The organism is Syntrophobacterales bacterium (genome assembly GCA_031274925.1).
Taxonomy (GTDB): domain Bacteria; phylum Desulfobacterota; class Syntrophorhabdia; order Syntrophorhabdales; family Syntrophorhabdaceae; genus PNOM01.
On record JAISPL010000057.1, the window covers coordinates 19,326 to 44,168 of the forward strand.

Genomic DNA, 24,843 nt, shown 5'->3' on the forward strand with positions numbered 1-24,843 from the left:
CATGGATTTTGTGGAAGTCGAGGGAAAAACATACGAAGAAGCTATCAGAAAAGCCTCCCTGGAGCTTAACGCAGAAGAGAAAGATCTCGATGTAGACGTAAGAGAGGTTGACACGAAAGGTATTCTTGGCCTGCTGGGAAGCAAGAAGGTGCGCATTACCGCACGTCTGAGGGCCAAAGAGGTGACACCAGAAGAGTACGGCCAGACCTTCCTCAAAGAATTAGGCGCCCTTGTGGGCCTTACCTTCTACACGAAGGTGTCCCAGTACGAAAACCGGGTCATATTTCTTATCCAGGCCAACGATGGTGATGTGCTGATAGGTAAAGACGGGGACACCTTGGAAGCGCTGCAGCATGTCCTGAGGCTCGCAATCGCAAAGAGATACAAACAAGGCCTCAAGGTCCTTGTGGATATCAACGGCTACCGCGAGAAAAGAAAGAAAGCGCTTACCACAATGGCAAAAAAAACGGCGGACAAGGCCAAGCGAACGGGTAAGCGGCTCAAGACGGACCCCTTGAACCCTTATGAGAGGAGAATCGTTCACTCCATATTGAAACATAATAAGAGCATCACGACGAAGAGCGAAGGAGAAGGGCACACAAAGAAGGTGGTAATCTCGCCTGTTGGCGCTTCCAATGGAAAACATTGAGACGATTTGTGCTGTTTCGACCCCTTCCGGAGAGGGGGGAATTGGCATTGTAAGGTTGAGCGGGCCGGATGCCCACAAGGTCCTCAAGGCCATCTTCAGAAAAGCGAAAGGCGGCGGCGACATCACGTCCCGCCGCATGTATCTCGGTCACATCGTTGACCCCGAACATTCGGAACAGATTGATGAGGTATTTGCCGTCTTCATGAATGCCCCTCTCACGTATACGAGAGAAGATATAGGGGAGGTCTACTCACATGGAGGGCTTGCCGTTCAGAGAAGGATTCTCTCCGTTATGATCCGATGCGGCGCGAGACTTGCAGAGCCGGGAGAATTCACGAAGCGGGCATTCTTGAACGGAAGAATTGATCTCGCACAAGCCGAGGCAGTCCTTGACATTATCGAGAGTGAAACCGACGAAGAGCTGGGTCACGCGATAAAATCCCTGGAAGGCGTGTTGTCGAAAAAGATTAATGGCATCAGGAACCAACTCAGGCGCGCCCTTGTGGAAGTGGAGGCGCTCATAGATTTTCCCGAAGAAGAGATTGATGTGGACGAAAAGGAGGTTCTCGCCGGTGTAGAGTGTGCGGAAAAAGAAATAGCGGCGCTTGCCGACTCATACTACGAAGGCAACGCGGTGAAACACGGACTTGAGGTTCTCATCGTGGGGCGGACGAACGTGGGGAAATCGAGCCTTCTTAACGCGCTTCTGGCCAGGGAAAGGGCCATTGTGACACCCTTGCCAGGGACTACCAGGGATATGATAGAGGATACGATCCATATCATGGGTATCAAGGTAAGGATCGTGGATACAGCGGGTTTTGGGCTGCCCCGGGATATTGTGGAGCGGGAAGGACTAGCGCGGGTGAAACGGAAGATCCCTGAAGCCGACCTTATCCTCTGGGTTGTGGACGGCTCCCGCCCGTATTCTGATGAAGACCGTGAGGTCTGTGAGGAGATAGGAAAGAGAAGGAAGATCGTCGTAATTAATAAGACCGACCTGCCCCGTTTGCTTGAAATTGATATCCCGCCGGAATCTCCCATCTCCGGGATCGAGGTATCGGCCCTGAGGGAAGAGGGTATTGAAGCCCTGAAGACCGCCATCTACGAAGCGCTCATGAGTAAAGAGCGGCGCGCCAATGCGATTCTTGTCACGAATCTCCGGCATAAGGACGCCCTTTCCCGAGCCCTCACCGCGGCGCGTAACGCCGTCTCCGGTCTTAAGCGGCAGGAACCTGCCGAATTCATCGCCTTTGATCTCCGTGATGCCGGCCAGTGCCTGGGAGAGATCACAGGAGAAGCATGGACCGACGATATTCTCCATGACATATTCAGCCGGTTCTGTATAGGAAAATAGACGATGGTACTCCTCAAGTTTTCAACAAATTTTGTTGAAAAACTGTGGAAAACTTGTCGAACGCTGCTGTTAACTATCAGACATAATTGAGGTAAGTTCTATTGGATCGACTCGGATGTAATATGAAAAACGTAATTAATACAGCAACTTCCAACATGAGATGCGAATCGGTAGTCTCCTTTCCGGCCCAAGGTCTGACGCAATCAATACCCTTTAATATGAATATATTACAGGTGGGGTTCATTATGAGAAATATTTTCGCCCTTTATCTGCAAGGAGTTATGGGAGAGAGAGAAAAGAACTTCCTGTTATGATTCTTATTTCAATCGCGGCATCTTTATGCGGCCGCCATATGTCATCCAAAAATTGAAGAAACTTCAGTCAAAAACGGCTATTGAAACGGTTATTAAACTTGACAAAAGGTCTATTTTTTCATATCCTAATACCCTCCGGGCCGTTAACTCAGGTTGGTAGAGTATCTGCCTTTTAAGCAGAGAGTCGCAAGTTCAAGTCTTGCACGGCCCAAAACGTCCCTATCGTCTAGCCCGGCCTAGGACATCGGCCTTTCACGCCGACAACGGGGGTTCGAATCCCCCTGGGGACGCTTCTTTTTATTTGTACAATATTTTCTATTCCCTGGCCAAAGATCGAAGGAACTGTTTCTGGTTCTTATTTGGGTTTCCAAAGAAACGCTCATAGGTAGTATTTTTGAGCAATAGCCCCCACGCCTTGGATCCGTTCGGCGCAAAGAGGACAAAAAAGATATTATCTCTGCAGTCATGTTTTTTGCAGACGCTGCTTGCTTCATACGTGATGCCGCCTGACTTGATGAGCCTTCTTGGCATCGCAAGGCCGTTCTCTGTCTTTGCATACAGAACGAGCCATCCGTCAATATTTTTTTCTCTTTTGAACAGTTCGTTCCATGATTTCTGATACGAAGGTTTTTCCAGGAGGTCAAATAAATAGGGTTGTGAAGCATCTATAGAGACCTTTTTATCTTGTCCAGGACCAATTTTGTGGTTCTGGTCTGACTCCTGTACAGATTCAGCAACATGTTCGTTTTGGGGGCTGTCAGGGGGGATCAAAAACATGATGCGGCTGAGTTTCCATGATACTATGCCATCCCGCCTGAAAATAAACTCCACGCCATCATCGTCCGTTTCCTTTTCCCTGATCCTCATGGTGAAGCGGTTAAAACTTTTATACGACATTGAAATATCCGGACCCATGTCCTTACGACTCTTCTCTGGTCTTTTCAGGGATCCTCTTCTGTGGTTGCCGAGATCTGGTTTTTCTCCTTTCATAAGTACAGCCAAATTTTCAGGAGTTATAAAGATGTCGACCATGGGCCCGACCATGACGGAGGCGAAAGCGGTCCCCAGGAATCCTAATGGATTACGGTCTCCAGTCTTTGTCGCTTTGTCAATCAGGAGAGTGTTGATGCTGGCTTTAAGATTTTCCCGAAGCGCCGGGTAATCAATGTAACCCGAAAAGGTATCAAAATCTTTGACTTCGATGGCTCTTTTCATATTGTGAATTGCCAGATGCGGTGTAAAGTAAAAACCTGCGCCCATAATAATCACAATTATCCCGATAAGCCACACCTTCAAGGCATTACCCATACGTGCCCCCTCTTATTACACATAACGCACTATTTGAACAGCCGGTTCTTTTGGTGATCTAGAGTTTTTCACCGTACTTGATTGTAACACCGCTACATATGAAATCAACCTCAAAAAAGAGACAGGAAGAGACTTGGCAATATCTCAACGAACTTTTTCGTCATTCTCTTTCTCGTGGCCTGCCTCTTCCGGTCCGGTCGTCACTTTACCACAGTTAAGTGTTTCGGTCTCTTTGGGTTGCGGCCTGCATATCGCAGTCTTTGATCCAATCCCCTTTAGCAAAACAATAATAGTTCCCGGCGAAATACCAGGAGACGTCCGCGGCAGCATACGGTATTTCTCCTATCAAGCTGGACCTCCAGGTGATTGATAAAATTTACATCACTTGATAGCATGATATAGGGGTAAATGTGATCAATACGAACGATGCACCACCACCATATTATGGCGGAAATATGGCCTCCGTGGCCACTCCAGGCGGGCCTGTCCGCTATCCATTCGTATTCCTGGACGGAGACGAATACTTCCGTATTTGGATATTCAACATCTTCCTCATCATCGTAACCTGAGGCATCTACGCCGCCTGGCCACAGTGAGGACGTGCCGCTATTTCTATTCAAATTATCTCTACCTGTCCCGTAACATCCGAACGAGTGAAATTACCTTGAGGAACTGGAAAAAGCGGTCAGAGCAAATAATAAAGGAACAAACCCGGAACGGGTCGCAGAATAGAGACGCCTAAAAATTTCTTTTACCGGCCAGCGTGCCGCTTCAGCCAGTCAATAGTCTTTTTCACTATCCGGCCGAACACCTCCTCTTCAGTCAGTCCGAGCGACTTGGGCACGTGGAAAGAATGGTCTCCGCCTTCAATCGTGAATAGATCCCATGAGGTCTGAAGACTTTTCAATACAGGATCAAGCTTGCCGAGATCGCACAGCGGGTCTCTGGTTCCTTCAAAGAAGAGCATGGGGATTTTTACCCGGTAGAGATGGGCGTCGCGGAGTTTTTCCTTGTTATCCATGGGGTGAAGCGGGTAACCGAGGAAGATGAGGCTGTCGGCGGGCAGTATGCCATCCGCGGCCATAATTGCGGCCATCCGGCCTCCCAGGGATTTCCCTGCCGCCGTGATGGAGGTCGCCTTTGACCCCATGATCTCTTTAAACGACCTGCATGCGGCGAGCCACGCATCCATCAGGGCCTCGGGACGGTCGGGCGTTTTCCGGCCGTGCTCGCTGTAGAGAAAATTGAACCTCAGGACCGGGTATCCCGCCTTTGCAATGCCTTCCGCAAAAGCGACGAGAAGGGCGGTAGTCATGTCATTCCCTGCGCCGTGGGCCACGATGACCGCCCTGCTTTCAGTCGCCGCCGCTGGTCTTGTAAGGATACCGGAAGTACTTCCTTTGTCTCCGACCGGTATGGCAATCTTATCGCTGGTTATCTCATGACCCATGGGATTGTGCTTCCTCCTTTTATACATGTTTCTCTGCAGATGACTGGCTGGATGCGTTTTTATGTATAGACTATAGCATAATGGCATCCACTCACAAACTCAACAATTTTGGCGCAGCCACCGTTATCCGTATTTGATGAACGTTACGTCCAGGTATTCCTTGAACGCAATTTTCAACTCCCCTTATGGTGTTCTTGACGATAAGCCCATACTATGACGGGGCACTCCAATGGACTTCTCGGAGGCGGAAGAGGCGACCTCATAAGCCCCACATGAATCCATCTTTCCGTCCTTTCGGCATCTCCTGGTGGATGCTGCCTCCTCCCGCAGTCATCCAATGAATGTTCCCTGTCACGATAGGGTCTCGCCATTAAAACCCTATTGATTGTCTTTGTGATGCATCTATCTTTTTCATGGTTATGTCTCACATTCTTACGGAAGAACGTAAGTTGTGCTCCACGGTGATATAACCCTCTTCATCATTGCATAATAGGGGTCCGATTGAGTATTATTATATGGAGAGACCAGGTATAGCCGTCTCACGGTCTCTCCATAGCGTACCCGCAAAAGGGGCCTTAAGGAGCGCGCCATGATCTCACGGATAGACCACGTTGCAATCGCGGCAAGGGATTACAGAGAAGTAGCCGATTTTTTTCGCACGATCCTTGGGGCATCTCCCGGAACTTCATCGGTGGACCAGGACCAGAAGTACCTGGCTGAGACGTTTTCCTTGGGTGACTTGAGCAGAATCGAAATTATTACTCCCACGGAAGAAGGCAGTTTTCTCGACAAGTTCCTGGCTGAGAGGCAGGGAATCCATCACCTGTGTCTCCAAACTTTGGACATCAGGGAAGCCCGCCGTGCCCTGGATGAGCACGGCATACCCTATTTCGGGTATTACGAGTGCGAGGGTGACGGTTGGAAGGAGCTTTTCATCCATCCGAGAGATGCCTTTGGGGTTCTCATACAGATCGCCGAATTCACCCCTGACGATTTCATCGCTGATGAACTGAAGGTCCCTGGAGGCGCCCGATGGACCGTCGAGAAAACCTCAAACGGCGCAACCCTCACATTCACCCATCCTGGTGGTGGCACGGTGAGGTTCAATATGTCAAGAGATGAGCTAAAGGCCCTTGCAGAAGATCTTACGGAGGCAGGATAGAGACGGACACGGACTCTATTTCGCTTTTCATGCGCCCCATCTCTCTTCTTGCCTCTCTCAGGTCTTGATTTTTTACCGCCTCTTCTCTAAAATCTGACATACTGCGGACCGTTATTGTTATGGATGGCAGGTTCGTATACGTGGATTCTTTGAGGAGGCGTTATGAAAACCCTTGGCGGGATAAGACTGTCGGGAGATATTTACTCCCTTCCTGTTATGCTCGAATTCGTGACTCATCATGCTAGAAACTCCGGCCTTCAAAAAGAGAGAATCTCCGAGGTCCTGAGGGCGATAGAAGAGGCTATCTCAAACATATTGGAAGAGGCATACGGGAACGTCTATGGCGAGATTGACCTTACCTGCAGTGAAGACACCACGGGCAGGCTGATAATTACCATCACGGATTTCGCTCCGCCTTCAAATGTCCTTAATGTAACGGGAGCTGTCGCCGAGCAGGGCGGAATCACAGGAGGAGTTGCGGGGAGATTCTCAACCGTCTTAATGGGTAAACTTATTAATAATATTACCTATGAACGCATTGAGGACAGGAACGTTTTAACTTTCACCGTCGAAGAAGTGGCCTGACGCCGCTTTGAGCGGCTTCAGTGAATAGCCGTCAGCCCGACATAAGGTAATCAGATAGCCAGCAGTAAAAGCAAAAACTACATACAGGTCAAATCGTGGGATGCCGGGCAGACAATACTGTCCCGTCCAACTATGGTAAAATGAAGCGTTTGTGCAAAGAAAGCGCTTCATTTTTGCTGCTTATATATAGGTTGTCAATTGCGCTACCGAATAGACGGCAGACGGCATACTCGAAAGCGCGACGAGAAGTGCGTCGATGATCGTTTTGTTCCTTGAGGTTTTTGCCAGTTGAATATTGAGGGTCTCGGCGTCGCGGAGCATATCGGCACGGGTCACGTCGTCAATGGAAGTGTCGTCAAGAATTATTTTGATAATCTGCAGAATAAGATCCCTGATTCTGGGATCCATGGAGGATTTTTCAGTGGCCCCGAGTCCGTATTCTCCGGCCGGAGCTTCCATGGCCGGAGGGGTGAATTCCGCGAGCTCAATATTAGGCGCATTGAGCCAGGCCGGGACATCATTCTCTTTTACGAAGACCTCGGGGTTTTCCCGGTACTTGCCTATAATGCCGGTTTTCCCGCCGTCCTCGACATAGGAATTACCTTCCAGGTTGATAAGGGCGCTTATCTGTCCCAGCATGTCCTGAGAAAGCATGACGAGGCCCAGCTCTTCAAGGCCCTCGGCAATCTTCCTGAGCTCAACGTGATCGGTTATCCCTGCGGCTGTCGCGAAATCAACGAGAGGAAAGAAAAAAAAGTTATGTGCTTCGGCTTCCGCCTTGTCATAAAGGTATGCAAGCAAGAGTTCTGCTAACTCGTCTGTCGTCAATGATCTCTCCTGTGTCGGCATTTGTAGTGAGGAATTATTATACCAGATTTGTGTTCCAAAGCGGGAAAAAATGAGCGCTGCCTTATTTGTTGGGATACGGCAAGAAAATGAGTTATGGTATAAAGTAAGGATATCAAAAAGAAAGGGGATTCCTTATTTATGGCTTCTGGCACAGAAAATGCGGACGGTTTCCATTGTAAACGCTTTTACGTTACCTGAGGTAGGAGATGCAAAGGCGTGAGGTTCAAGTCGAGAGGGGTGTCTATTCGCACTTGAAAGGATGTTCTGGTCCTGCTCTTTTGAATTAATCAAGATTGGATGCGCTATCTGACGGTGGATCTTACAACATTATCGCTGTTGGAAAATAGGCATAAACGGAATTCCCGTCGGTTCCCGAGATTTTCACGAGTTAAGCGAGGCGTGCGAGGCAAAAGAGTAGTTTTGATCATGAAACGTTGAGACGGGCATGGCAGAGACGGCGAAGAGCGCAAGCCGGTCTTAACGTTTGGGAATATCTTGAATTCAACAGGAGGTAACATATGGAAGGACGTTTTGCGCCGACGATGAAAACAGAAGAGGAGATGTTTACCTTTCAGCTTGAAGGACTAAAATGGACTCTGGATCACGTATACTGCGGCTCGGAATTTTACAGGAAAAGGTTTGATGAGGCGGGAATTAAGCCGGCTGACATAAAGACGCTGCAGGATATAGAAAAACTACCGTTCACCACAAGTAAAGACCTTCAGGAGGGCTATCCTTTTCCCTTGCAAAGCGTTCCGTTCGAGAAGATTGTGCGCATACATGCCTCAAGCGGCACCACCGGCAAGAGAAAAGTACTCTGTTATACCAACAAGGATATAGAAGACTGGGCCGCCATGTTTGCCAGGTGCTATCAATACGCAGGATGTACCAGGGAAGACAGAATCCAGATTGCCGTGGGATACGGCGTTTGGACCGCCGGAGCAGGCTTCCAGAACGGATGTGAAAAGTTCGGGGCCATGGCCATACCCGTGGGGCCCGGGAATCTCGACATACACTGCCAGTTTTTAGAGGACCTCCAGACGACAGTTATGTGTTGCACCGCATCGATGGGCCTTCTCATGGCGGAAGAAATAGACAAACTGGGCCTGCGCGGAAAAATAGCGCTAAAGAAGATGATATTCGGCGCTGAACGTTCGAGTGACGCCATGCGGGCAAAGATTTCTGAACTTTCCGGCGTGGCCGTGGAAGATCTCTACGATATTCCCGGTCTTACCGAACTTTACGGCCCCGGGACCGGTCTTGACTGTATCTATCACAAAGGTATCCATTATTGGGCGGACTATTATATTGTTGAGATTCTCGATCCTGACACGTTGAAACCCGTGAAGCCGGGTGAAGTCGGCGAAATGGTCGTAACCACGCTTCGCAAGGAAGCCGCCCCGCTTGTCCGCTACAGGACCAGGGATCTTACCCGGATTATCACTGAGAAGTGTCCCTGCGGAAGCATCATGCCCATGCATGACAGGATTTTGGGCAGGTCTGACGATATGTTCATCTTCAGGGCGGTAAACATCTACCCGAGCCATATCGAACAGATCCTCTCGAACATTGAGAACATTGGAAGTGAGTACCAGGTGTTTCTCGACAGGAAGTCCGACGGCAAAGATTACATGGTGGTTAAAGTGGAGAGGGAGCAGGGGGTTCACCCTGAGGAGAATGACCTCATAAGTAAACGCATAAAGAAAGAGGTGAAGAAGCAGATTCTGGTGAGCTGTGACGTGGAGATATGCGATTACTACGAATTGCCGAGATCTGAAAGAAAGACCAAAAGGGTATTCGACAGGAGAGATGACTAAAAAAGCGGGGGTGACTTACCGCCGTCTCAAGTGCGACCCGCACGCGAAGGAATGTTTGACGGCCGGCCACTATGGGGTAAGGATATTAGGCCCTGCTGAGATAAGGAACATGGGGACTGCGGTGGGGGGTGCATCATACAAGCTCACGCACTTAAAAGAGGTCCAATCATCCTTATTCGCCGGAGCTAAACCTGATTGAACGTTTCCGGAGCCGACTCAAATCTCGGTTGCGTAGTATCCTGTTGCATCTGTTCGATTCATTTGATGTGCTCTTGCAGACTGTTTTTCAAGTGCGGCGACTATAACCGCTCACTGTCCCGCAAGCTCCCGCACCGGACCCGCTCTGTCTGGGCGCGCACTTCACGCTCATAGGCTTGGGGGGAGAGGACAGTGCGCCCCTCAAAACGGACATGGTCCGGTCTCTTCGCGGTAAGGCCGTGACTGTGAGCGGTGATCACGCCTGCTGATGTAGCGGCGGTAGCCCCACTTTGGCCTGTCGAAAAGTGGTCCATATGCGATAAACGAGGGGGACGACGGGGGGGCTTATCTCGCATGACCCCGCCGGTGCTTTCTGAACTGCTCTCTCACTGTGTCAAGCTTCTTTTTCTGGGCGTCATTAAGCTCATTTTTTATTTCAGAAAAACTCCCGTCGATAATCCGGTCTACTTCAGGTTTGCCCTTGAGGAAATGTTCATGTAACTTTTGCGACATCTGTTCAAGGATTCTCCCGACGGCAATTTTCTGTTCGGCGTTAAGATCCAGACTCTTTGAGAGCCGTTCCGTGGCCTCCATCGTTCTGTTTCTGAAATCCTTTGGTCCGTGCATATGATGGGCCGGTTTGACAAGGAGCCATGTACCCACCGAGCCAAAGAGAATACCTGCGAGGAGCAGGAGAGCCACTCCCGATACCAGTTTCCAAACATTCATACATTCCCCCTTAAGTTGAAAAAATTGCAGATAAAGTCATTTCTTCCTCGCCGTTCACGAGCATATAAAGGGCGTCATAGTTTGAACCGAGGTTGAGTCCGATGAAACAGGCGACCAATATCAGTATAAGTACCAGCGGGGATGTGAGAGGGGTGAGCCGCCACACCACACTTTCGAATGAGGGCAGGAAACCTGGTTCAGGCCGAATGGGGCCAATCTCACGGACTTGGGCCATAAGCCCGGTCCTCCATCTTTGGCCGACCTCGATATTCTCTTTGTCCCGATAGGCCTGCCCCAGCGCCTGTCTAAGCTTTTCCTTTTCCTGACCGGAAGTTTTCATACATCGTTCCTCCTGCTTTTTGCCGCCTCAGTGAGCATTTCGTGAAGCTTCTTGCGGGACCGGAATAACCGTACCTTCACGTTGGCGATACTCAGACCCAGAAGATGAGCCGCCTCCTTTACCGAATTGCCCTCAAAGTAAATGAGTTCCAAAACCATTCTTTCCGCCGCGGAGAGTTTGTTGAGAGCCCAGTCCAGGACCTCTCTCGCTTCATTTTGAACCTTCGTTTCATGGAACGACCGGCTTGACTGATCCGACAGTGTCGCCTCAATCCATGCCTGGTGTTGTTCCGTGAGAGAACTCATAGAGATTTCCCGTGTTTTGTAATGATCGCGCCAGAAGTCATGGCAAGTCCTTACTGCAATCACGGAAACCCATGGCTTGAAGCCATTGTCGTTCTTGAAGGTAGATAACGATCGGTACGTTCTAAGGAACACGTCTTGTACTGTATCTTCCACATGTTCAAAGGGCACGTGTTTCTTCACGATGGCCAGCACGAGATTCTGATACCTGTCCACAAGATGTTCGAAAGCATTGACATTTCCGGCAACAATCTGACGGACAATTTCTGCATCTCTCGGACTATCAGCATCATCTGTCACTGCAGACATTCTCTCCATTATGCCTCAATCAATATAATAACGCATATGTTCGACCCGTACCGCAAGTCATGGTGATCAGTCACTCTGACAAATAAGAGTCGCTTTCTTCTCCTGAAAGGTTACAAAGTTCGGGCAGTGTAACCTTTCGGCGGCGCCTGGCGACTAATTCTGTAAAGGCGGATATGAGGCAATGACTTCGCAGCCGGAAAGAAACAAAACGCTTGGTGTGAATATTGAAAAGGCAGCAAGAGGGGGCCGTATGAGACCCGAGACGGTAATTGTTCCGTCGCCTCTTTAATATACGCTGCAATATGTATCTCTGACATCTGCTTGGGGTCACGCAGGGCGCCCGGACAACAGCAGATAGAGGAGACAGATGATGCGGACGATAGTCTGCAAATATAATTCATGGAGGGTAATATGAAAAACCTGTTTGCAATTGTCATAGCATTTTCACTGGTCTTTTGCATCGCCACGAGTAAGGCCGTCGCGGCTGATCCGGGCGACGTGAAAGCGGCCGACGGCGTACGATTCCATAAGAAGATGGATGTACCTCATAAGTCTTCAGGCCTTAATCTCTCCGGAGAACAAAAGGAAAAGGCGAAGGACCTGCGAAATCGGTTCCGTGCCGATACCCGCGACCTGAGGTATGACCTTGAGATGAAAAGGCTTGAAATGAGAAAACTCTTTACTGATCCGAATGCCAGCGAGGCGGCCATAGTCGCAAAACAGCGGGAGATCGGAACGCTGTTCCAGAAGCTGTTCGAGAAGCGGGCGCAGATGAAGATTGAGTGGAGGAAAATCCTCACTGCCGAGCAGATCAGTAACCTTGACCAGACGCCATGGGGGCAGGGGCACGGTCACATGAAGGGCCGGCATATGGGTCAGCACATGAGACCCGACATGGGACATGGATCTCATGGGGGTCCGGCATGTCCGGTATGGGACGGAAACCACTGAGGTTTATCCCAAGAAACTGAAGACGGAAAGAAATTTCAGGGCTGCCTCTTTATATACGGGCAGCCCTCCTCTTTGCTCGGACGAATGGAGTCTGGAACCTGAAAATCCCCGTGTCAGATTTTTGTACCGTAGGCGGTGTAGTCACCGTACTTTAAAACAGTCTGCAATGGCATCGTCAAATGAATCGAATAGATGCAAGACGCCACGCAGCCAAGATTTGAGCCAGCCCCGGAAACGTTCAATCAAGTTTAGTTCCGGCGAATAAGGATGATTGGATCTCTTTCAAGTACGTTAGCTATAATCAGATGTATGCGCGCGATTCCGCCTCGCTTGAGGCTCTGCAAGAAACCGGTCTCTGGCCCCCCATCTGTAGCCAAGGATCAAAAAGCGAAGACTATTCCGAAAGAAAAGCTTACCGGCTTATCGGGTTGCAACCTTGAGCGAGGCCCCGTAATTACACGTAAACTTGTAGTTGGGGGTGGCGGATCCTCTGAAAAAAAAGACGAAGGAAAGGAACCCGAGAACCACGCACAGGATCACGATCCATTTCCTCCTTATGTCCATGTTTAAAAGAAAAAGCAGGAATAGTATGACGCCGAAGGCCAGACAGAAGGGACAATACACTTTGCTTCTCACCTGAAAGGCCACAAGGAATACTTCTACGCCGGCGCCTGCAGAAACGAGGATACTGAGAAGCGGGTCTTTTTTCAAAATACTCAGGACGATGAACGCTGCCATATATATAATGCCAACGTACTTGAGGTCGAGTCCGAGGATATCGCCTTTCAGGTAGGAGCAGGACGTTTCACAAACGGCATAGAAGGCCATGGTCCCTATCGCGGCCAAGGCAAGCAGTATGTTGATAAGATATTTTCTTGACATGAGTGCCTGTTTCAGCATGGAGAAGCCTTTCGCAAACCGTCTCAGGGCAGAAGAAGGTTGATGATCAGCACTATGGCGCTCTGAATGAAATTGATAAGCGGATTCAAAATACCTAACCAGAGGGCTGCAAGGATGATGAAAAACCCGTAAGGCTCGATCCGCGCCAGAGAATATTGGAACTTTCTCGACGCGAACCCCATGAGAATTTTCGACCCGTCGAGAGGCGGTATTGGAATAAGGTTGAATGCGGCAAGCATCACGTTGATCCGGGCCATGTAATAAAACAGATCATGGATGGCGCTCGTGCCGTAGACGCTTAAGAAACGCAGGAGAAAAATGGAAATGAAGGCAAGAATGATGTTGGTCACGATCCCCGCCGAAGCCACAAAAATCAACCCCTTGCGAAAAGGTTGAAGGTTGTTGAAGTTTACAGGGACCGGTTTGGCCCAGCCGAACCCGAAGATGAAAAGCATGGCCGTTCCTATGGGATCAAGGTGTTTCAGGGGATTGAGAGCCAACCTTCCGAGCCACCTCGCAGTGGGATCGCCCATTTTGTTCGCCACCCACCCATGGGCCAGTTCGTGGAGGATGATGGAATAGAGGAGCGGAATGGCCACAAGAATAAATGTAAAGGGGTCCTTGAATAAGAGGTTTAAAAGTCCCATATGTTCTATATCATAAGTATCACACAGGTTTACGGGATTTTCAATGTAAACTTGACCGCCTTACCTCTATCCTTTGCAGTTCACAAGTCGCTATGGAAAAGCCCTGGATTCCCCCAACAGTTGATCAATAAGGTCATCCATGGTCTTCAGCGTTCTATGACAGAATAGCGGGAACAACGGATGGTATAGAATGACGACCCTCACGCAGGCAACGTGCGTGCGAGGGTCGAGGCATGGGAGCGTGGATTGAAACATTTCCTTATGTAGGCGCGCAGGTAGCGCGTGCGAGATTGAGGCGGCCCTTAGGGAGCGGCGTCTCGCGCGCCATAAATATGAGCCGTTGTTACCTCTTTGACAATCTTTTCCGTGATCCTCCCGCATATACCCATCAATACCTCAATCCCTTCAGGCGAAAGCTGCTCCCGATGGACGCCTGCAACCACGACAACCTTCCCGTTGAGACGTTTCGCCAATTCCTCGGCCATGGGCTTGACGATCTCGTCTTCCTTGTGGCTCAGGAACGTAAAGACTGAACTGGTAGCGCCTGACTTCCGGGGATCGGCGAGGCTCGGTCGGGCCTCGGCCATTCCCACCGCCCCTATATGATTTGCCCCGCCGACGAGATTCACCTGAAGGTCGCGGCCCAATAAATTGACTTGGGCGTGTATTTCAAAATCGCCGGTTCCTTCCGAAATAAGAAATGTCTGTAAAGCTCTGTCAGTTGTCATAAAAACCCTCCTATAGAAACATTATAGCAGATCCGCTCACCCTTGAAAGGTGGGAGCGGGCTTTTTTGTTGATTTTCTATCAAAAAAACGTGATGGTATATGTTTGTAAATTAAGGCGTTCCGGCAAAACGGAGCCACAAAATCAAGAGGTGCGCTATGGATTTGAAGAGCCTCATGACCGCATGGGAAGACAGAGGCGTCCTCAAAAAGGTTTCCCATCCCGTGAGCAGGGACCTTGAAATCACGGAAATATATCAGAGGGTTTTTCGGGAGAACGGGCCAGCCCTTCTTTTTGAAAACGTGAAGGATACGGGATACCCGCTTCTTATCAATATATTTGGCACATGGGAGAGGGTGTGGGACGTGTTCGGCGTTGCCTCCGAAAAGGAATTGATCGGCAGAGTGGAGTCTTTGCTAAGCGTGGAGCAACCCGTCGGTCTTCTTGACAAGGTCAGGACATTGTGGAAGTTGAAAGACCTCGCGGGCATACTCCCCAGGAGCGCGAAGAAGGCCCCATGCCAACAGCATGTCATAGAGGGACCTGATATCAACCTTGACTCTTTCCCTGTTATGAAGTGCTGGCCGGAAGATGCGGGAAGGTTCATCACACTGCCGGCGGTGATTACGAAGGATGCTGTTACCGGCAGACAGAACATGGGCATGTATCGAATGCAGGTTATCGACAGGAATAGAACGGCAATGCACTGGCACCCTTCCAAGGGGGGCAATATTCATCTTCAACGCGCCAGAGAGAAAGGAAAGAGGCTGGAAGTCGCTGTGGCGATCGGCTGCGAACCTGCGGTGACCTACTGCGCTACCGCGCCTCTGCCGCCTGATGTGGGCGAGCTGCTTTTCGCGGGTCTGCTTATGGGGCGTCCTGTAGAGACGGTGAAGTGTAAGACTGTCGATCTTGAAGTACCCGCTGAGAGCCAGATAGTGCTTGAAGGTTATATTGACGAGGAAGACTCTTTCATGGAAGGACCTTTTGGCGATCACACCGGCTACTATACGCCAGAGCGGATTTTCCCCATATTCAACGTCCAGGCGGTTACCTTGAATGAAAACCCTGTGTATCCGTCCATTGCGGTAGGGTGGCCCCCTCTGGAAGACGTACTCCTGGGTAAGCTGACCGAACGCCTTTTCTTCCCTCTTATAAAGTTTGTAATCCCTGAGATACGGGACATAGAGATACCGGAGGCCGGGGTGTTCCACAACTTCGTCTTCGTCTCTATTGATAAGAGATACCCCGGGCAGGCGTACAAAGTGATGGACAGCCTCTGGGGACTCGGCCAGATGTCGGCCACGAAGGTGATTGCAGTGTTCGACTGCGACGTCAACGTTCATGACCTCCGGGAAGTGCTGTTCCACCTGGGGAACAATATAGACCCCCTCAGGGATGTGGTCCTGAAAAAAGGGCCTGTGGATATTCTTGATCATGCCTCCCTGGAGGAAGGGTTTGGTGGTAAAATGGGAATAGACGCAACGAAAAAGCTGAAAGAAGAAGGACTCGCGAGACCATGGCCCAAGCGCGCAGTAATGGACGAGGAGACTGTGAAAAGGATTGATGGGATATGGAGTCTGTTAGGGCTGTAGGCGGAAAAATAACAGGAATTATAGAGCTTATTAAATTCGAACATAGCATCTTCGCCTTGCCCTTCGCGATGATGACGCTTTTCATGGTCTACGGCGGCACGCCGGAGCTGACGAAGACATGCTGGATCGTTGTGGCAATGGTATCGGCCAGGAGTGCAAGCATGTGCTTCAACAGGATCGTCGATTACACCTATGACCTTAAAAACCCCAGGACCAGCGAAAGACCACTCCAGTCCGGTAAAGTGAGCGGTATAGAGGCGTGGATTTTCACGGTGGTCATGTCGGTGATCTTTTTAGCGTCTGCGTGGATGCTTAACGGGCTGGCCTTCGGTCTGGCCTTTGCGGTGCTTCCCGTCCTCTTGGGATATTCATTCCTGAAAAGATTTACGGTATTTTCTCATCTTATACTGGGCGTCAGCCTGGGCCTTAGTCCCATGGGGGTGTGGGTGGCGGTAACGGAGACAGTATCGTTGGTGAGCGTTCTCCTGTGCCTGGGGGTGACGTTCTGGGTGGCGGGCTTCGATGTTTTTTATGCCCTGCAGGATGTGGAATTTGATAAAAAGGAAGGGTTATCGTCGATTCCGGCAAGGTTCGGGGTGGAGAAGTCGCTTAGCATAGCGGTTGTGTTCCATATACTTACGATGGGGATGTTCGTCGCGGCAGGTGCGCTGGGAGGAATGGGAGCCGTTTATTATTTGGGGCTGGCGGTAATAGCGGCGTTTCTGGCGTACGAACACAGGACGGTGAGGGCGCGCGGTCTTGAAAAGATAAATATGGCGTTTTTCACGGTGAACGGTATAGTGAGTATCCTTTTCTTTATGTTCTCGGCGTTAGATATTTATGTGAGGAAATGAAGGCGTTACGGCAAAAAATGTTTCCGCAAACCTTTTGAACCCATTCAAAGCAGTTCAGACCCAATTCCGAGAATCGCTTTTGCTTCCGAAAAGAAATATAATCCACTTTCGTTCCTGTGATGATGCGAAAGCATTTGCCCACAAGTGCAATGTGCAGTGGGACTTCCGCGCTTCGGTCATGTGTGAAGCCCAGAACAAAGCCGCCGACACGGTGTGCGCACAGGCAAGCCGGGAATGCGGCGGAACATCAGAAAGGGTTGCCACTCCTGCTCAGAATAATAACCATTAGGAAGCAAGGCGAAGAAATAACGGTCCTGTGTAAGGAATCGGCGATCTCCCAAGATGAACCGTGATGCGGTTGTCTTTCCCCTACCTCACATTGAGGTACGCCCCATCCCACAGGGAACCGGAAAGCCCCATCTCATTGCCCCACTCATCATAAACCTTCTTCCCTTTTTCAACGTCCTTGAGAAGTCTTGTCTGAATAAGGGCATGTTTCACCTTCATTCCGTCGAGCAACCTTATTTCCTGACCAGCCACGCATACTACCATTACGGCAACTCTTTTATGCGCCCTTCTACAGACGGCGCGACTTTCTTTCCTGATTTTGTTAAATTTTTGATGTACTCGACGACCATGTCCCTCAAGTATGTTCCCGCATCATTATAAACGAGATTCTCACCTTTCATGGAGCCTCCTACATCGGAAAAATCCTTGGATGATTTTACCGCCTCGCTGAAAGATACATATCCATCGCCTCCTGCGGCCAGGAAGTCCTGGGTGGCCACTGTATACGCCTTGTCCGGCTCCAACGGATTCCCAGCGATCATCACATCTCTTACCCGCTTGCCTTTCAGCGCACTGCGAGAATAGGTGAACGAAAACCCAGAGATCTGAGGGAATGCCCCCTTTTTGTTCTCCACGCCGGCCACTCCATGCTCCACTGCGTCTCTTATCTGTCTTCCCGTCATCTTGACGGCGACTATATAGTTGTCGAAGGGAAGGGTAGAGTAGATGTTTCCCACCTCAATTTTTCCTTTACTGATACTTGTTCTTATGCTCCCCCCATTGATCAGGGCCGCATCAGCTCCCGTCTTTTGCCGTATGACGTCTGTCGCCAGATTGCCCAGATTGGTCTCCCCGAGCCGTACGTTCTTTCCGTCAAGATCGACGTCCGCTTCCCCGATTTTCTCCCCCAGCACGGTGTCTATTTTCTTCCTGTATTTGTCGACAATTGCGGCGACGGGAGCCGACTTCTTCATTGTCCCGGGCACTATCTCTTCAAGTCGGCTCTTGACCTGCACAATTTCTCCATCCCTCAGTGTCAGGTCAACCACGCCTAGCGACAGCCCATGTTCCCATGCCTGCACTATGGCTGTCTTTCCCACAGGCATGTAAGTGGCGAGTTTTGTGTGGGTATGGCCGCCCACGATGACATCGATGCCTTCGATACTTTTAGCGAGACGTATATCCTCGTTTAAACCGATATGGGAAAGGACGACTATAATATCGACTTCCTTTCTCAATTCTCCTACGTATTTTTGCACCGTATCGACAAGGGGGAGTATTTGCAGGCCAACCATATTCTTCGGATGGGTAGCCACAGGCGTGTCCTCTGTCACCACGCCGATCACGGCTATTTTTATCCCGTCAACTTCCTTTATCACATAAGGCTCAAGCCCAGCCATGCCTTTTACGTTTGCCCCAAGGATAGGAAATATGGCTTGGGAAATTCTATCCTTAAGAACGGACTGACCGAAGTCGAACTCGTGATTCCCTACTGTCATGGCATCGAAGCGCATTTTGTTCATCACGTCGATCACCGACTTGCCATGGAAGATGTTCGCCCAGTTATTACCCTGAATCATGTCTCCCGCAGCAAGGAATACAGTCGGCTTTTCGTTTCTCAAAACGTCGGCTTTCCATGCAAGATATGAGATACCTCCGAGCATTTTATCAGAGCCCAGGGGCTTGTACCCAATTGCATAGCCATGGAAGTCGTTGACGTGGAGTATCCTTATCTCTTTCGTCTCCATAGGCTCGCAACGGACGTGAGAGATGGAAAAGAGGAGAACTGCTATACCGACTAACAGCAGACATAAAATCTTTTTCGCCTTCCTCACGATCTGACCTCCATGATCCGGCGCAAGGCACGCATAAAAAACGCATTGGATTTGTGCCGTTTCACCGGAACCCTCAAGTATGCGGTACCGTGTGGGCCAATGAAACCATCCGCAAGTATATTACGTTTCCTGAAGGAATGGAGGATGGACTCCAAATCATCACGCAGCGCAAGGAGAACGAAATTACAGGGTGTATCAATGAGACGGATGTCCCTGATGTCGCCAAGTTTTTCCCGTAGGTATCTTTTTTCCTCTTCGATAAATTTCAAGGTCCTTGCTCTGAATCCCTTGTCCTTGAGCGAGACGATAGCCCCCTGAGGCGCAAGTCCGTTCACCAGGGACGAGGGCACGGTTATATTCAACTCATCGACAAGCCGCAAGGAGCCGACACCGTATCCGAGGCGAAGACCGGCAAGGGCGTGATAGAGAGAAAACGTGCGGAGGATAATCGTAGACCGGGACGTGACCGCACGCCTGAGCGGGGAGGCGACCGGCGTATAATCCCTGTAGGCTTCGTCTACTACGAGAACTTTTCCGAGCCGGTCAGACTCCTCTATAAGAAGGTCAAGCTTCTCATCGGGAATTATCGCACCCGTCACATCATGGGGATGGGGAAGGATCATCATGTCCACATCACCCATTAATTCGCACAGTTTTTCCGCATCTGCAGTAAAGCCATCTCCTTCGTCCATGATGGGAATCGGTCTGATCTCCGTCTTATGCAGGCGCAAACTATTTTCCAGCCTTGTAGAGCAAGGAGAGAGTACGCCGACAACCCCTGGTTTTACAATCTGCAGCAACAGAGCGAGAAGGTGTGTCGATCCGGCGCCGAAAACAAGCCGGTTCTCCGCCACACCTTCGAGTTTGCTGAGATATGCCTTCAGATACCTCATGCTCTCGTCAGGAAAGATATCGAGACTCCTGGCTTTCTTCCGAACTACATATCTGACTTTATTTGAAGGTCCAAGCGGGTTGACCCCTGTGGTGAAATCCTCGACACGGCGAAGAGACATCTTTCCAATATAGGCATGATCATGGATATCCACTCGTCTAGACCCCCAAGTAGGCTTCAATTACATTTTTATCGCACTTTATATCGGCGGAAATCCCCTCCATTGCTATCCTCCCGTTTTCGAGGACATATGTTCTTCGGGAATGTTCAAGGGCTATATGGGCATTCTGTTCTACTAGTATTATAGAAATACCCTTCTCCGAATTGATGAAACGTATGAGAGAGAAAATCTCCCTCGTGATGATGGGCGAGAGTCCCATGGAAGGTTCGTCGAGGAGTAGCAGTCTGGGATTGCCCATTAAAGCGCGGCCCATGGCAAGCATCTGTTGTTCTCCCCCAGACAGTGTACCCGCGTGCTGCTTGAGCCTCTCCTTCAGGCGCGGAAAAGTGGAGAGGGCAAGTTCGAAGATCTCCCGTTTCAACGCCCCGGTACGGAGTGTATAACCCCCCAGTTCAAGGTTTTCTCTTACGGTTAGATCTGGAAAGATCCTTCGGCCTTCAGGTACCATGGTGATGCCAAGCTTCACGATTCTGTCTGGCCTCATCCCCTGAATCGGCGCGCCTTCCACCTCTATTACCCCTGATACAGGCTTTACTAAGCCTGTCAGGGTCTTGAGCAAGGTAGATTTACCAGCCCCATTTGCTCCTATTACCGAGATGATTTCGCCAGCATCTATATGAATACCGATGTCGTCAAGGGCATTTATGGTACCGTAATTTACCCTGAGGTTCCTGGTCTCCATCAACATGTGGAATCCTCGCCAAGATACGCCTCTATTACTTTCTTATCCTTTCTCACCTCTTCAGGGAGACCTTCCATGATCTTTTCACCGAAATCCATCACCACGACACGGTCCGAGAGGCTCATTACCAAACCCATCTGGTGTTCAATTATGAGCAATGTCAGAGAGAACTTCTTTTTCACATCTCTCAAAGTCTCCACGAGGTCCATGACTTCTCTCGGATTCATTCCCGCCCCAGGCTCGTCAATAAGAAGGAGCCGCGGCTCAATGGAGAGGGCCCTGGCAAGTTCCAGCCGTCTTTGTTCGCCATAGGGAAGGTTTTTCGCCAGATAATCTTCCTTGCCCGAGAGCTTAAAAAAGTCGATCAGTGACCTTGCCTTTGCCTCAGCTTTTCCTTCTGCATCATAGTAGCGGTTGGTTCTGAAAATCGTTGAATAAATGCTGTAGCCTTTTTTCCTCAGCACCCCCGACAGCAGATTTTCAAAAACCGTCAGATTACCGAAAAGCCTCATGTTTTGGAATGTCCTCCCCAGACCCATCCGGGGCAGCTTATAGGGCGGCACTCCCAGGATCTCTTTTCCGAAGAGCTTAATTGACCCGCCGTCAGCCTTGTAGAATCCCGTTATAAGATTAAAAACCGTTGTCTTGCCCGCCCCGTTGGGGCCAATTATGCTGACGGTCTCACCTTCTTCAATGCGAAAGGAGATGTTGTCGACCGCCTGCACCCCGCCGAAACTCTTCCCGAGACCCACTACTTCCAGCGCGTTCATGACCCGAGCTGCCTTGATCTCTTGGTGATAAGTCCATAAGGCTTCCACATCATCAGAAGGATGAGCATGAGCGGAATAAATACCCAGCGCAAATCAAGCATTTCAACGGGCAGGAGTATTCTCAGACCCTCTATGACCCCCACCCATATAAGCCCCGCACATATGGTACCCGTGATACTCCCCATTCCTCCTATTATCACGATGATCAGAAAGTCGATGGATTTCAGGATATCAAAACTTGATGGATGAAGAAAGGTGTAGAGATGGGCGTAGAGTGCCCCTCCTATGCCGGCAAGAAAACATCCGTAGGAGAACGCCATAAGCTTCATCCTTGTGGTGTCCACCCCGATGGAAACGGAAGCAAGCTCGTCTTCTTTGATGCATCGCCAAAAAAGACCATACCTGGAAAAAATGATATTTCTCGTAACGAGTATGATAAAGACCGTAACGGAGATGGTAACTTCAAGATTGGTAATTCGCGGTATACCAACAAAGCCCCTTGATCCGCCAAGGATCTCTGCGAACCTGTCGGAATTGTCGAGCACCACCTTAAACATGGTACCAAGACCGAGAGTCGCTATGGCGAGAAAATCGTCACGAAGTTTGAGTATGGGTATACCGATCACATATCCCGCGAGACCCGTCATCATCCCGCTCAAGACCATGGCGGGAAGAAAACCCAGAACACCCTCTATCTCAAAAACCTTCGTGAGGTACGCCGATAAGTAGGCGCCCATACCGTAGAAAGCGGCATGGCCGAGGGAAAACTGTCCAGTGTAGCCATATATCACGTTGAGGCCCAGGGACGCAACGATCATTATGAACGCAAAAAGAGTGATCTGCTCTATGTACTGAGAGACGGCGCCAAGGGTAAACAAGGCCTTGAGTACGACGTAAACGGCAAGCCCCAGAAACAAGACCTTTCTCGACTCAATGAAAAACTTCATACTTTCTCGGTCCTCTTACCGAATATGCCGCTCGGTTTCAAGAGAAGGACAAGAAAGAGGACAATAAAGATAACGCCATCCCTGAACGTGGAAGAAAGGAATGCAGAGACGAACACCTCGGACATACCTATTATGAGTCCACCGAGCACCGCCCCGTGTATTATCCCGATACCTCCGAGCACAGCGGCGACAAAGGATTTTATGCCCGGCATGACACCCATGAAAACATTGATCTGCGGGTAGGCTATGCCGTACAGTATACCGCCTAGGCCTGCTAAGGCCGCTCCTACAATGAACGTCATGGATATGGTCCGGTCTATATCGATACCCATGAGGGACGCCGCTTCCTGATCATAAGATACTGCTCTCATGGCCCTCCCCTGCTTTGTTCTATACACGAGAACATAGAGGAGCCCGAGCGAGACACCCGTAATCGTAAAAATGAGAATCTGGACATTGGTTACGCTGAGTATGGAGAAATTGTAGCTTACGACTTCGAAAGGTCTGGGGAAACCGATGTAATTAGGCGTAAATATCATCTTGAGACTCAGGAAGTACTCCAGAAATAAAGAGACGCCGACAGCTGTGATGAGGAGAGATATCTTTGGCGCTCCCCTCAGAGGCTTGTATGCCACCTTCTCTATTATGTATCCTGCGCAACCCGTGAGGGCCATTGTGATAATGAACACGAAATAGATCGGAATGGTAAACTTGGTGATGAGGTAATAGCCTGTGAAAGCGCCAAGCATGAAGATGTCACCGTGAGCGAAGTTGATGAGGCGGAGCACTCCGTAGACCATCGTGTAACCCAGTGCTATAAGAGCATAGACCGCACCGAGTTGAAGGCCATTGATACACTGCTCAAGAATATAACCTAATACTTCCATGGTTCACATCCGGGTCGGTCCGCTACAAACAATATACGCTCAATCTCAGGGCTCTATGGTGGTTACGTACTGCGACTTTTCATTTCCCACCTTCAGAATGACGACCGACTTCACCACGTCGCCGCTCTTGTCGAAACTGATATTGCCAGTAACGCCTTTGTAGTTCTTTAAGCCCGCGAGTCCTTTCACTATTTCCTCAGGGTTGGGGCTTTTTGCTGCGTCTAAGGTCTTGAAGAGAATTCCTGTGGCATCGTATGCAAGGGCGCCGAGCGCATCTGGCACCATACCGTGCTTTTCCTTATATTTCTTAATGAAAGCCTGGGTCACCGAGTCTTTCCTATCGGCTGAATAATGGTTTGTGTAATAACTCCCGATTATGGAGTTTCCCGCGATTTTCGCCAACTCAGGCGAATCCCATCCGTCACCGCCCAGAAGGGTCCCCTTGAGACCTTTTTCCCTGATCTGTTTTGAAATCAACCCTACTTTATTGTAGTAATCGGGCAGGTAGATCACCTCCGGCTTCTTCATCGCCAGTTTGGTTATGAGGGCGGAGAAATCGACATCGTCTTTCTGATAGGACTCATAGGCGGTGACCGTACCGCCACCTTTTATAAAAGTGGACCTGAAAAATTCGGCAAGGCCCTTGGAATAATCATTGCTCACATCGTAAAGCACTGCGGCGGACCTGGCTTTCAGATCCTTGAGTGCAAAATTCGCTGCTATCGAACCCTGGAAATTATCGGTATAGCAGGTCCTGAAAACAAAAGGCTTCCTCTTGCCGTCGCTTATTGTTACCTTGAGATTTGTCGCCGTACCGGTGATCATGGGGATCTTATATTTGTTCGCCGTCTCACTTACAGGTATGGCAACTTTCGACGTAAGGGGCCCTATGATTGCGACTACCTTATCCTGGGTGATTAGTTTAAGCGCCGCATTGGTACCTTCAGTTGGATCATTCCTGTCGTCGGCTATAACGGGGACGATGGTATACCTGCCGTTTTTCGAATATTGTTCAAGGGCCATAAGAAAACAGTTCTTGGTCGATTCGCCGTAGGTCTTCACGTCGCCCATGAGAGGCGTGATCACGCCTACCTTGACCGTTTCCTTGGCAAAACTGACTGGAGGCGCCGAAAAAAGAGCGCTGATTAATAGTAATGCCACAATCAATGCCTTTTTCATGGTCCCGGTCCTCCTAGAATATGGTCTTCGTATATAAATAGAAACACAGTCCGGTACTTGAAAGCAACGATTTTTGTGAATTCCGGAGCCGGCATTTAGAGCCGGAACTGTATGTAGGATATTAGAGAGAAGGACCGCAGTGA

The 24,843-nt window shown here is 49.8% G+C and carries 28 protein-coding genes, 2 tRNA genes and 1 pseudogene; 11 read left to right on the forward strand and 20 right to left on the reverse strand.

Annotation, left to right across the window (positions count from 1 at the left end; genetic code table 11):
• Position 1 precedes the first annotated feature (1 nt).
• The 4 genes from LBQ00_09350 to LBQ00_09365 all read left to right on the forward strand — a co-directional run bounded on the left by LBQ00_09350 (position 2) and on the right by LBQ00_09365 (position 2,607).
• Entirely contained in the window at positions 2-649 is a 648-nt protein-coding gene (locus LBQ00_09350) for a Jag N-terminal domain-containing protein (protein ID MDR2019047.1), read from the forward strand.
• The gene (gene mnmE, locus LBQ00_09355) at positions 636-2,003 is read left to right on the forward strand and encodes a tRNA uridine-5-carboxymethylaminomethyl(34) synthesis GTPase MnmE (protein ID MDR2019048.1); all 1,368 of its coding nucleotides are present in this window, start codon (positions 636-638) and stop codon (positions 2,001-2,003) included. The genes LBQ00_09350 and mnmE overlap by 14 nt, the downstream gene beginning before the upstream one ends.
• Positions 2,004-2,454: 451 nt before the next feature.
• A tRNA-Lys gene (locus LBQ00_09360) sits at positions 2,455-2,528 on the forward strand.
• 4 nt (positions 2,529-2,532) lie between these two features.
• A tRNA-Glu gene (locus LBQ00_09365) sits at positions 2,533-2,607 on the forward strand.
• A gap of 25 nt (positions 2,608-2,632) precedes the next feature.
• Here the strand turns inward: LBQ00_09365 and LBQ00_09370 are convergent.
• The 3 genes from LBQ00_09370 to LBQ00_09380 all read right to left on the reverse strand — a co-directional run bounded on the left by LBQ00_09370 (position 2,633) and on the right by LBQ00_09380 (position 5,075).
• Complete coding sequence (locus LBQ00_09370) at positions 2,633-3,625, reverse strand: DUF2939 domain-containing protein (protein ID MDR2019049.1); 993 nt, start codon at positions 3,623-3,625, stop codon at positions 2,633-2,635.
• A gap of 144 nt (positions 3,626-3,769) precedes the next feature.
• On the reverse strand, positions 3,770-3,955 hold the full coding sequence (locus LBQ00_09375) for a hypothetical protein (GenBank protein ID MDR2019050.1): 186 nt from the start codon (positions 3,953-3,955) through the stop codon (positions 3,770-3,772).
• A gap of 421 nt (positions 3,956-4,376) precedes the next feature.
• Entirely contained in the window at positions 4,377-5,075 is a 699-nt protein-coding gene (locus tag LBQ00_09380) for a dienelactone hydrolase family protein (protein MDR2019051.1), read from the reverse strand.
• Between the two features lie 589 nt (positions 5,076-5,664).
• Here LBQ00_09380 and LBQ00_09385 point away from each other — a divergent pair.
• Together LBQ00_09385 and LBQ00_09390 are read left to right on the forward strand one after the other, a co-directional pair.
• A complete protein-coding gene (locus LBQ00_09385) occupies positions 5,665-6,237 on the forward strand; it encodes a VOC family protein (protein ID MDR2019052.1) in 573 nt (190 codons plus the stop codon).
• A 162-nt stretch (positions 6,238-6,399) separates the two neighbouring features.
• Positions 6,400-6,822: an ATP-binding protein gene (locus LBQ00_09390; protein MDR2019053.1), complete on the forward strand. Its 423-nt coding sequence runs from the start codon at positions 6,400-6,402 to the stop codon at positions 6,820-6,822.
• Positions 6,823-7,002: 180 nt separating this feature from the next.
• Here the strand turns inward: LBQ00_09390 and LBQ00_09395 are convergent, their stop codons facing one another.
• Positions 7,003-7,650: a hypothetical protein gene (locus tag LBQ00_09395; GenBank protein ID MDR2019054.1), complete on the reverse strand. Its 648-nt coding sequence runs from the start codon at positions 7,648-7,650 to the stop codon at positions 7,003-7,005.
• Positions 7,651-8,189: 539 nt separating this feature from the next.
• Between LBQ00_09395 and LBQ00_09400 the strand changes: the two genes are divergently transcribed.
• Together LBQ00_09400 and LBQ00_09405 are read left to right on the forward strand one after the other, a co-directional pair.
• Positions 8,190-9,488, forward strand: a complete 1,299-nt coding sequence (locus LBQ00_09400) for a phenylacetate--CoA ligase (GenBank protein MDR2019055.1) — start codon at positions 8,190-8,192, stop codon at positions 9,486-9,488.
• Positions 9,481-9,687 carry a hypothetical protein gene (locus LBQ00_09405; protein MDR2019056.1) on the forward strand — a complete coding sequence of 69 codons (207 nt, stop codon included), beginning with the start codon at positions 9,481-9,483 and terminating at the stop codon, positions 9,685-9,687. The genes LBQ00_09400 and LBQ00_09405 overlap by 8 nt, the downstream gene beginning before the upstream one ends.
• 100 nt (positions 9,688-9,787) lie before the next feature.
• Here LBQ00_09405 and LBQ00_09410 read toward each other — a convergent pair whose 3' ends face one another.
• From LBQ00_09410 to LBQ00_09425, 4 genes are read right to left on the reverse strand one after another with little or no spacing between them, the layout of a single operon-like run.
• Positions 9,788-10,042: a hypothetical protein gene (locus LBQ00_09410; GenBank protein MDR2019057.1), complete on the reverse strand. Its 255-nt coding sequence runs from the start codon at positions 10,040-10,042 to the stop codon at positions 9,788-9,790.
• Positions 10,032-10,415, reverse strand: coding sequence for a hypothetical protein (locus LBQ00_09415; GenBank protein ID MDR2019058.1), 384 nt, complete (start codon positions 10,413-10,415; stop codon positions 10,032-10,034). Before LBQ00_09415 ends, LBQ00_09410 begins: the two co-directional genes overlap by 11 nt.
• 10 nt (positions 10,416-10,425) lie before the next feature.
• Positions 10,426-10,755 carry a hypothetical protein gene (locus LBQ00_09420; protein MDR2019059.1) on the reverse strand — a complete coding sequence of 110 codons (330 nt, stop codon included), beginning with the start codon at positions 10,753-10,755 and terminating at the stop codon, positions 10,426-10,428.
• The gene (locus LBQ00_09425; protein MDR2019060.1) at positions 10,752-11,366 is read right to left on the reverse strand and encodes a sigma-70 family RNA polymerase sigma factor; all 615 of its coding nucleotides are present in this window, start codon (positions 11,364-11,366) and stop codon (positions 10,752-10,754) included. Before LBQ00_09425 ends, LBQ00_09420 begins: the two co-directional genes overlap by 4 nt.
• 411 nt (positions 11,367-11,777) lie before the next feature.
• Between LBQ00_09425 and LBQ00_09430 the strand changes: the two genes are divergently transcribed.
• Positions 11,778-12,317, forward strand: a complete 540-nt coding sequence (locus tag LBQ00_09430; GenBank protein MDR2019061.1) for a Spy/CpxP family protein refolding chaperone — start codon at positions 11,778-11,780, stop codon at positions 12,315-12,317.
• 141 nt (positions 12,318-12,458) lie between these two features.
• On the opposite strand, the pseudogene LBQ00_09435 reads toward LBQ00_09430, so the two are convergent.
• The 4 genes and pseudogenes from LBQ00_09435 to LBQ00_09450 all read right to left on the reverse strand — a co-directional run bounded on the left by LBQ00_09435 (position 12,459) and on the right by LBQ00_09450 (position 14,592).
• Positions 12,459-12,584, reverse strand: a pseudogene (locus tag LBQ00_09435) (IS630 family transposase).
• 153 nt (positions 12,585-12,737) lie between these two features.
• Positions 12,738-13,199 carry a hypothetical protein gene (locus LBQ00_09440; protein ID MDR2019062.1) on the reverse strand — a complete coding sequence of 154 codons (462 nt, stop codon included), beginning with the start codon at positions 13,197-13,199 and terminating at the stop codon, positions 12,738-12,740.
• 41 nt (positions 13,200-13,240) lie between these two features.
• On the reverse strand, positions 13,241-13,864 hold the full coding sequence (locus tag LBQ00_09445; protein ID MDR2019063.1) for a site-2 protease family protein: 624 nt from the start codon (positions 13,862-13,864) through the stop codon (positions 13,241-13,243).
• A gap of 302 nt (positions 13,865-14,166) precedes the next feature.
• Entirely contained in the window at positions 14,167-14,592 is a 426-nt protein-coding gene (locus LBQ00_09450) for a hypothetical protein (GenBank protein MDR2019064.1), read from the reverse strand.
• A 156-nt stretch (positions 14,593-14,748) separates the two neighbouring features.
• Between LBQ00_09450 and LBQ00_09455 the strand changes: the two genes are divergently transcribed.
• Positions 14,749-16,185, forward strand: a complete 1,437-nt coding sequence (locus LBQ00_09455; protein ID MDR2019065.1) for a menaquinone biosynthesis decarboxylase — start codon at positions 14,749-14,751, stop codon at positions 16,183-16,185.
• On the forward strand, positions 16,164-17,039 hold the full coding sequence (ubiA, locus tag LBQ00_09460) for a putative 4-hydroxybenzoate polyprenyltransferase (GenBank protein ID MDR2019066.1): 876 nt from the start codon (positions 16,164-16,166) through the stop codon (positions 17,037-17,039). Before LBQ00_09455 ends, ubiA begins: the two co-directional genes overlap by 22 nt.
• Positions 17,040-17,408: 369 nt before the next feature.
• On the opposite strand, the gene LBQ00_09465 is transcribed toward ubiA, so the two are convergent.
• From LBQ00_09465 to LBQ00_09500, 8 genes are read right to left on the reverse strand one after another with little or no spacing between them, the layout of a single operon-like run.
• Positions 17,409-17,591, reverse strand: a complete 183-nt coding sequence (locus LBQ00_09465) for a hypothetical protein (GenBank protein MDR2019067.1) — start codon at positions 17,589-17,591, stop codon at positions 17,409-17,411.
• The gene (locus LBQ00_09470) at positions 17,591-19,162 is read right to left on the reverse strand and encodes a 5'-nucleotidase C-terminal domain-containing protein (protein MDR2019068.1); all 1,572 of its coding nucleotides are present in this window, start codon (positions 19,160-19,162) and stop codon (positions 17,591-17,593) included. The genes LBQ00_09465 and LBQ00_09470 overlap by 1 nt, the downstream gene beginning before the upstream one ends.
• Positions 19,159-20,208, reverse strand: a complete 1,050-nt coding sequence (locus LBQ00_09475) for an aminotransferase class I/II-fold pyridoxal phosphate-dependent enzyme (protein MDR2019069.1) — start codon at positions 20,206-20,208, stop codon at positions 19,159-19,161. Before LBQ00_09475 ends, LBQ00_09470 begins: the two co-directional genes overlap by 4 nt.
• 4 nt (positions 20,209-20,212) lie before the next feature.
• Complete coding sequence (locus LBQ00_09480; protein MDR2019070.1) at positions 20,213-20,920, reverse strand: ABC transporter ATP-binding protein; 708 nt, start codon at positions 20,918-20,920, stop codon at positions 20,213-20,215.
• A complete protein-coding gene (locus LBQ00_09485; GenBank protein ID MDR2019071.1) occupies positions 20,917-21,687 on the reverse strand; it encodes an ABC transporter ATP-binding protein in 771 nt (256 codons plus the stop codon). The genes LBQ00_09480 and LBQ00_09485 overlap by 4 nt, the downstream gene beginning before the upstream one ends.
• Positions 21,684-22,634, reverse strand: coding sequence for a branched-chain amino acid ABC transporter permease (locus tag LBQ00_09490; GenBank protein ID MDR2019072.1), 951 nt, complete (start codon positions 22,632-22,634; stop codon positions 21,684-21,686). Before LBQ00_09490 ends, LBQ00_09485 begins: the two co-directional genes overlap by 4 nt.
• Positions 22,631-23,521, reverse strand: a complete 891-nt coding sequence (locus LBQ00_09495; GenBank protein MDR2019073.1) for a branched-chain amino acid ABC transporter permease — start codon at positions 23,519-23,521, stop codon at positions 22,631-22,633. The genes LBQ00_09490 and LBQ00_09495 overlap by 4 nt, the downstream gene beginning before the upstream one ends.
• 45 nt (positions 23,522-23,566) lie before the next feature.
• Positions 23,567-24,700, reverse strand: a complete 1,134-nt coding sequence (locus LBQ00_09500) for an ABC transporter substrate-binding protein (GenBank protein ID MDR2019074.1) — start codon at positions 24,698-24,700, stop codon at positions 23,567-23,569.
• Positions 24,701-24,843 lie beyond the last annotated feature (143 nt).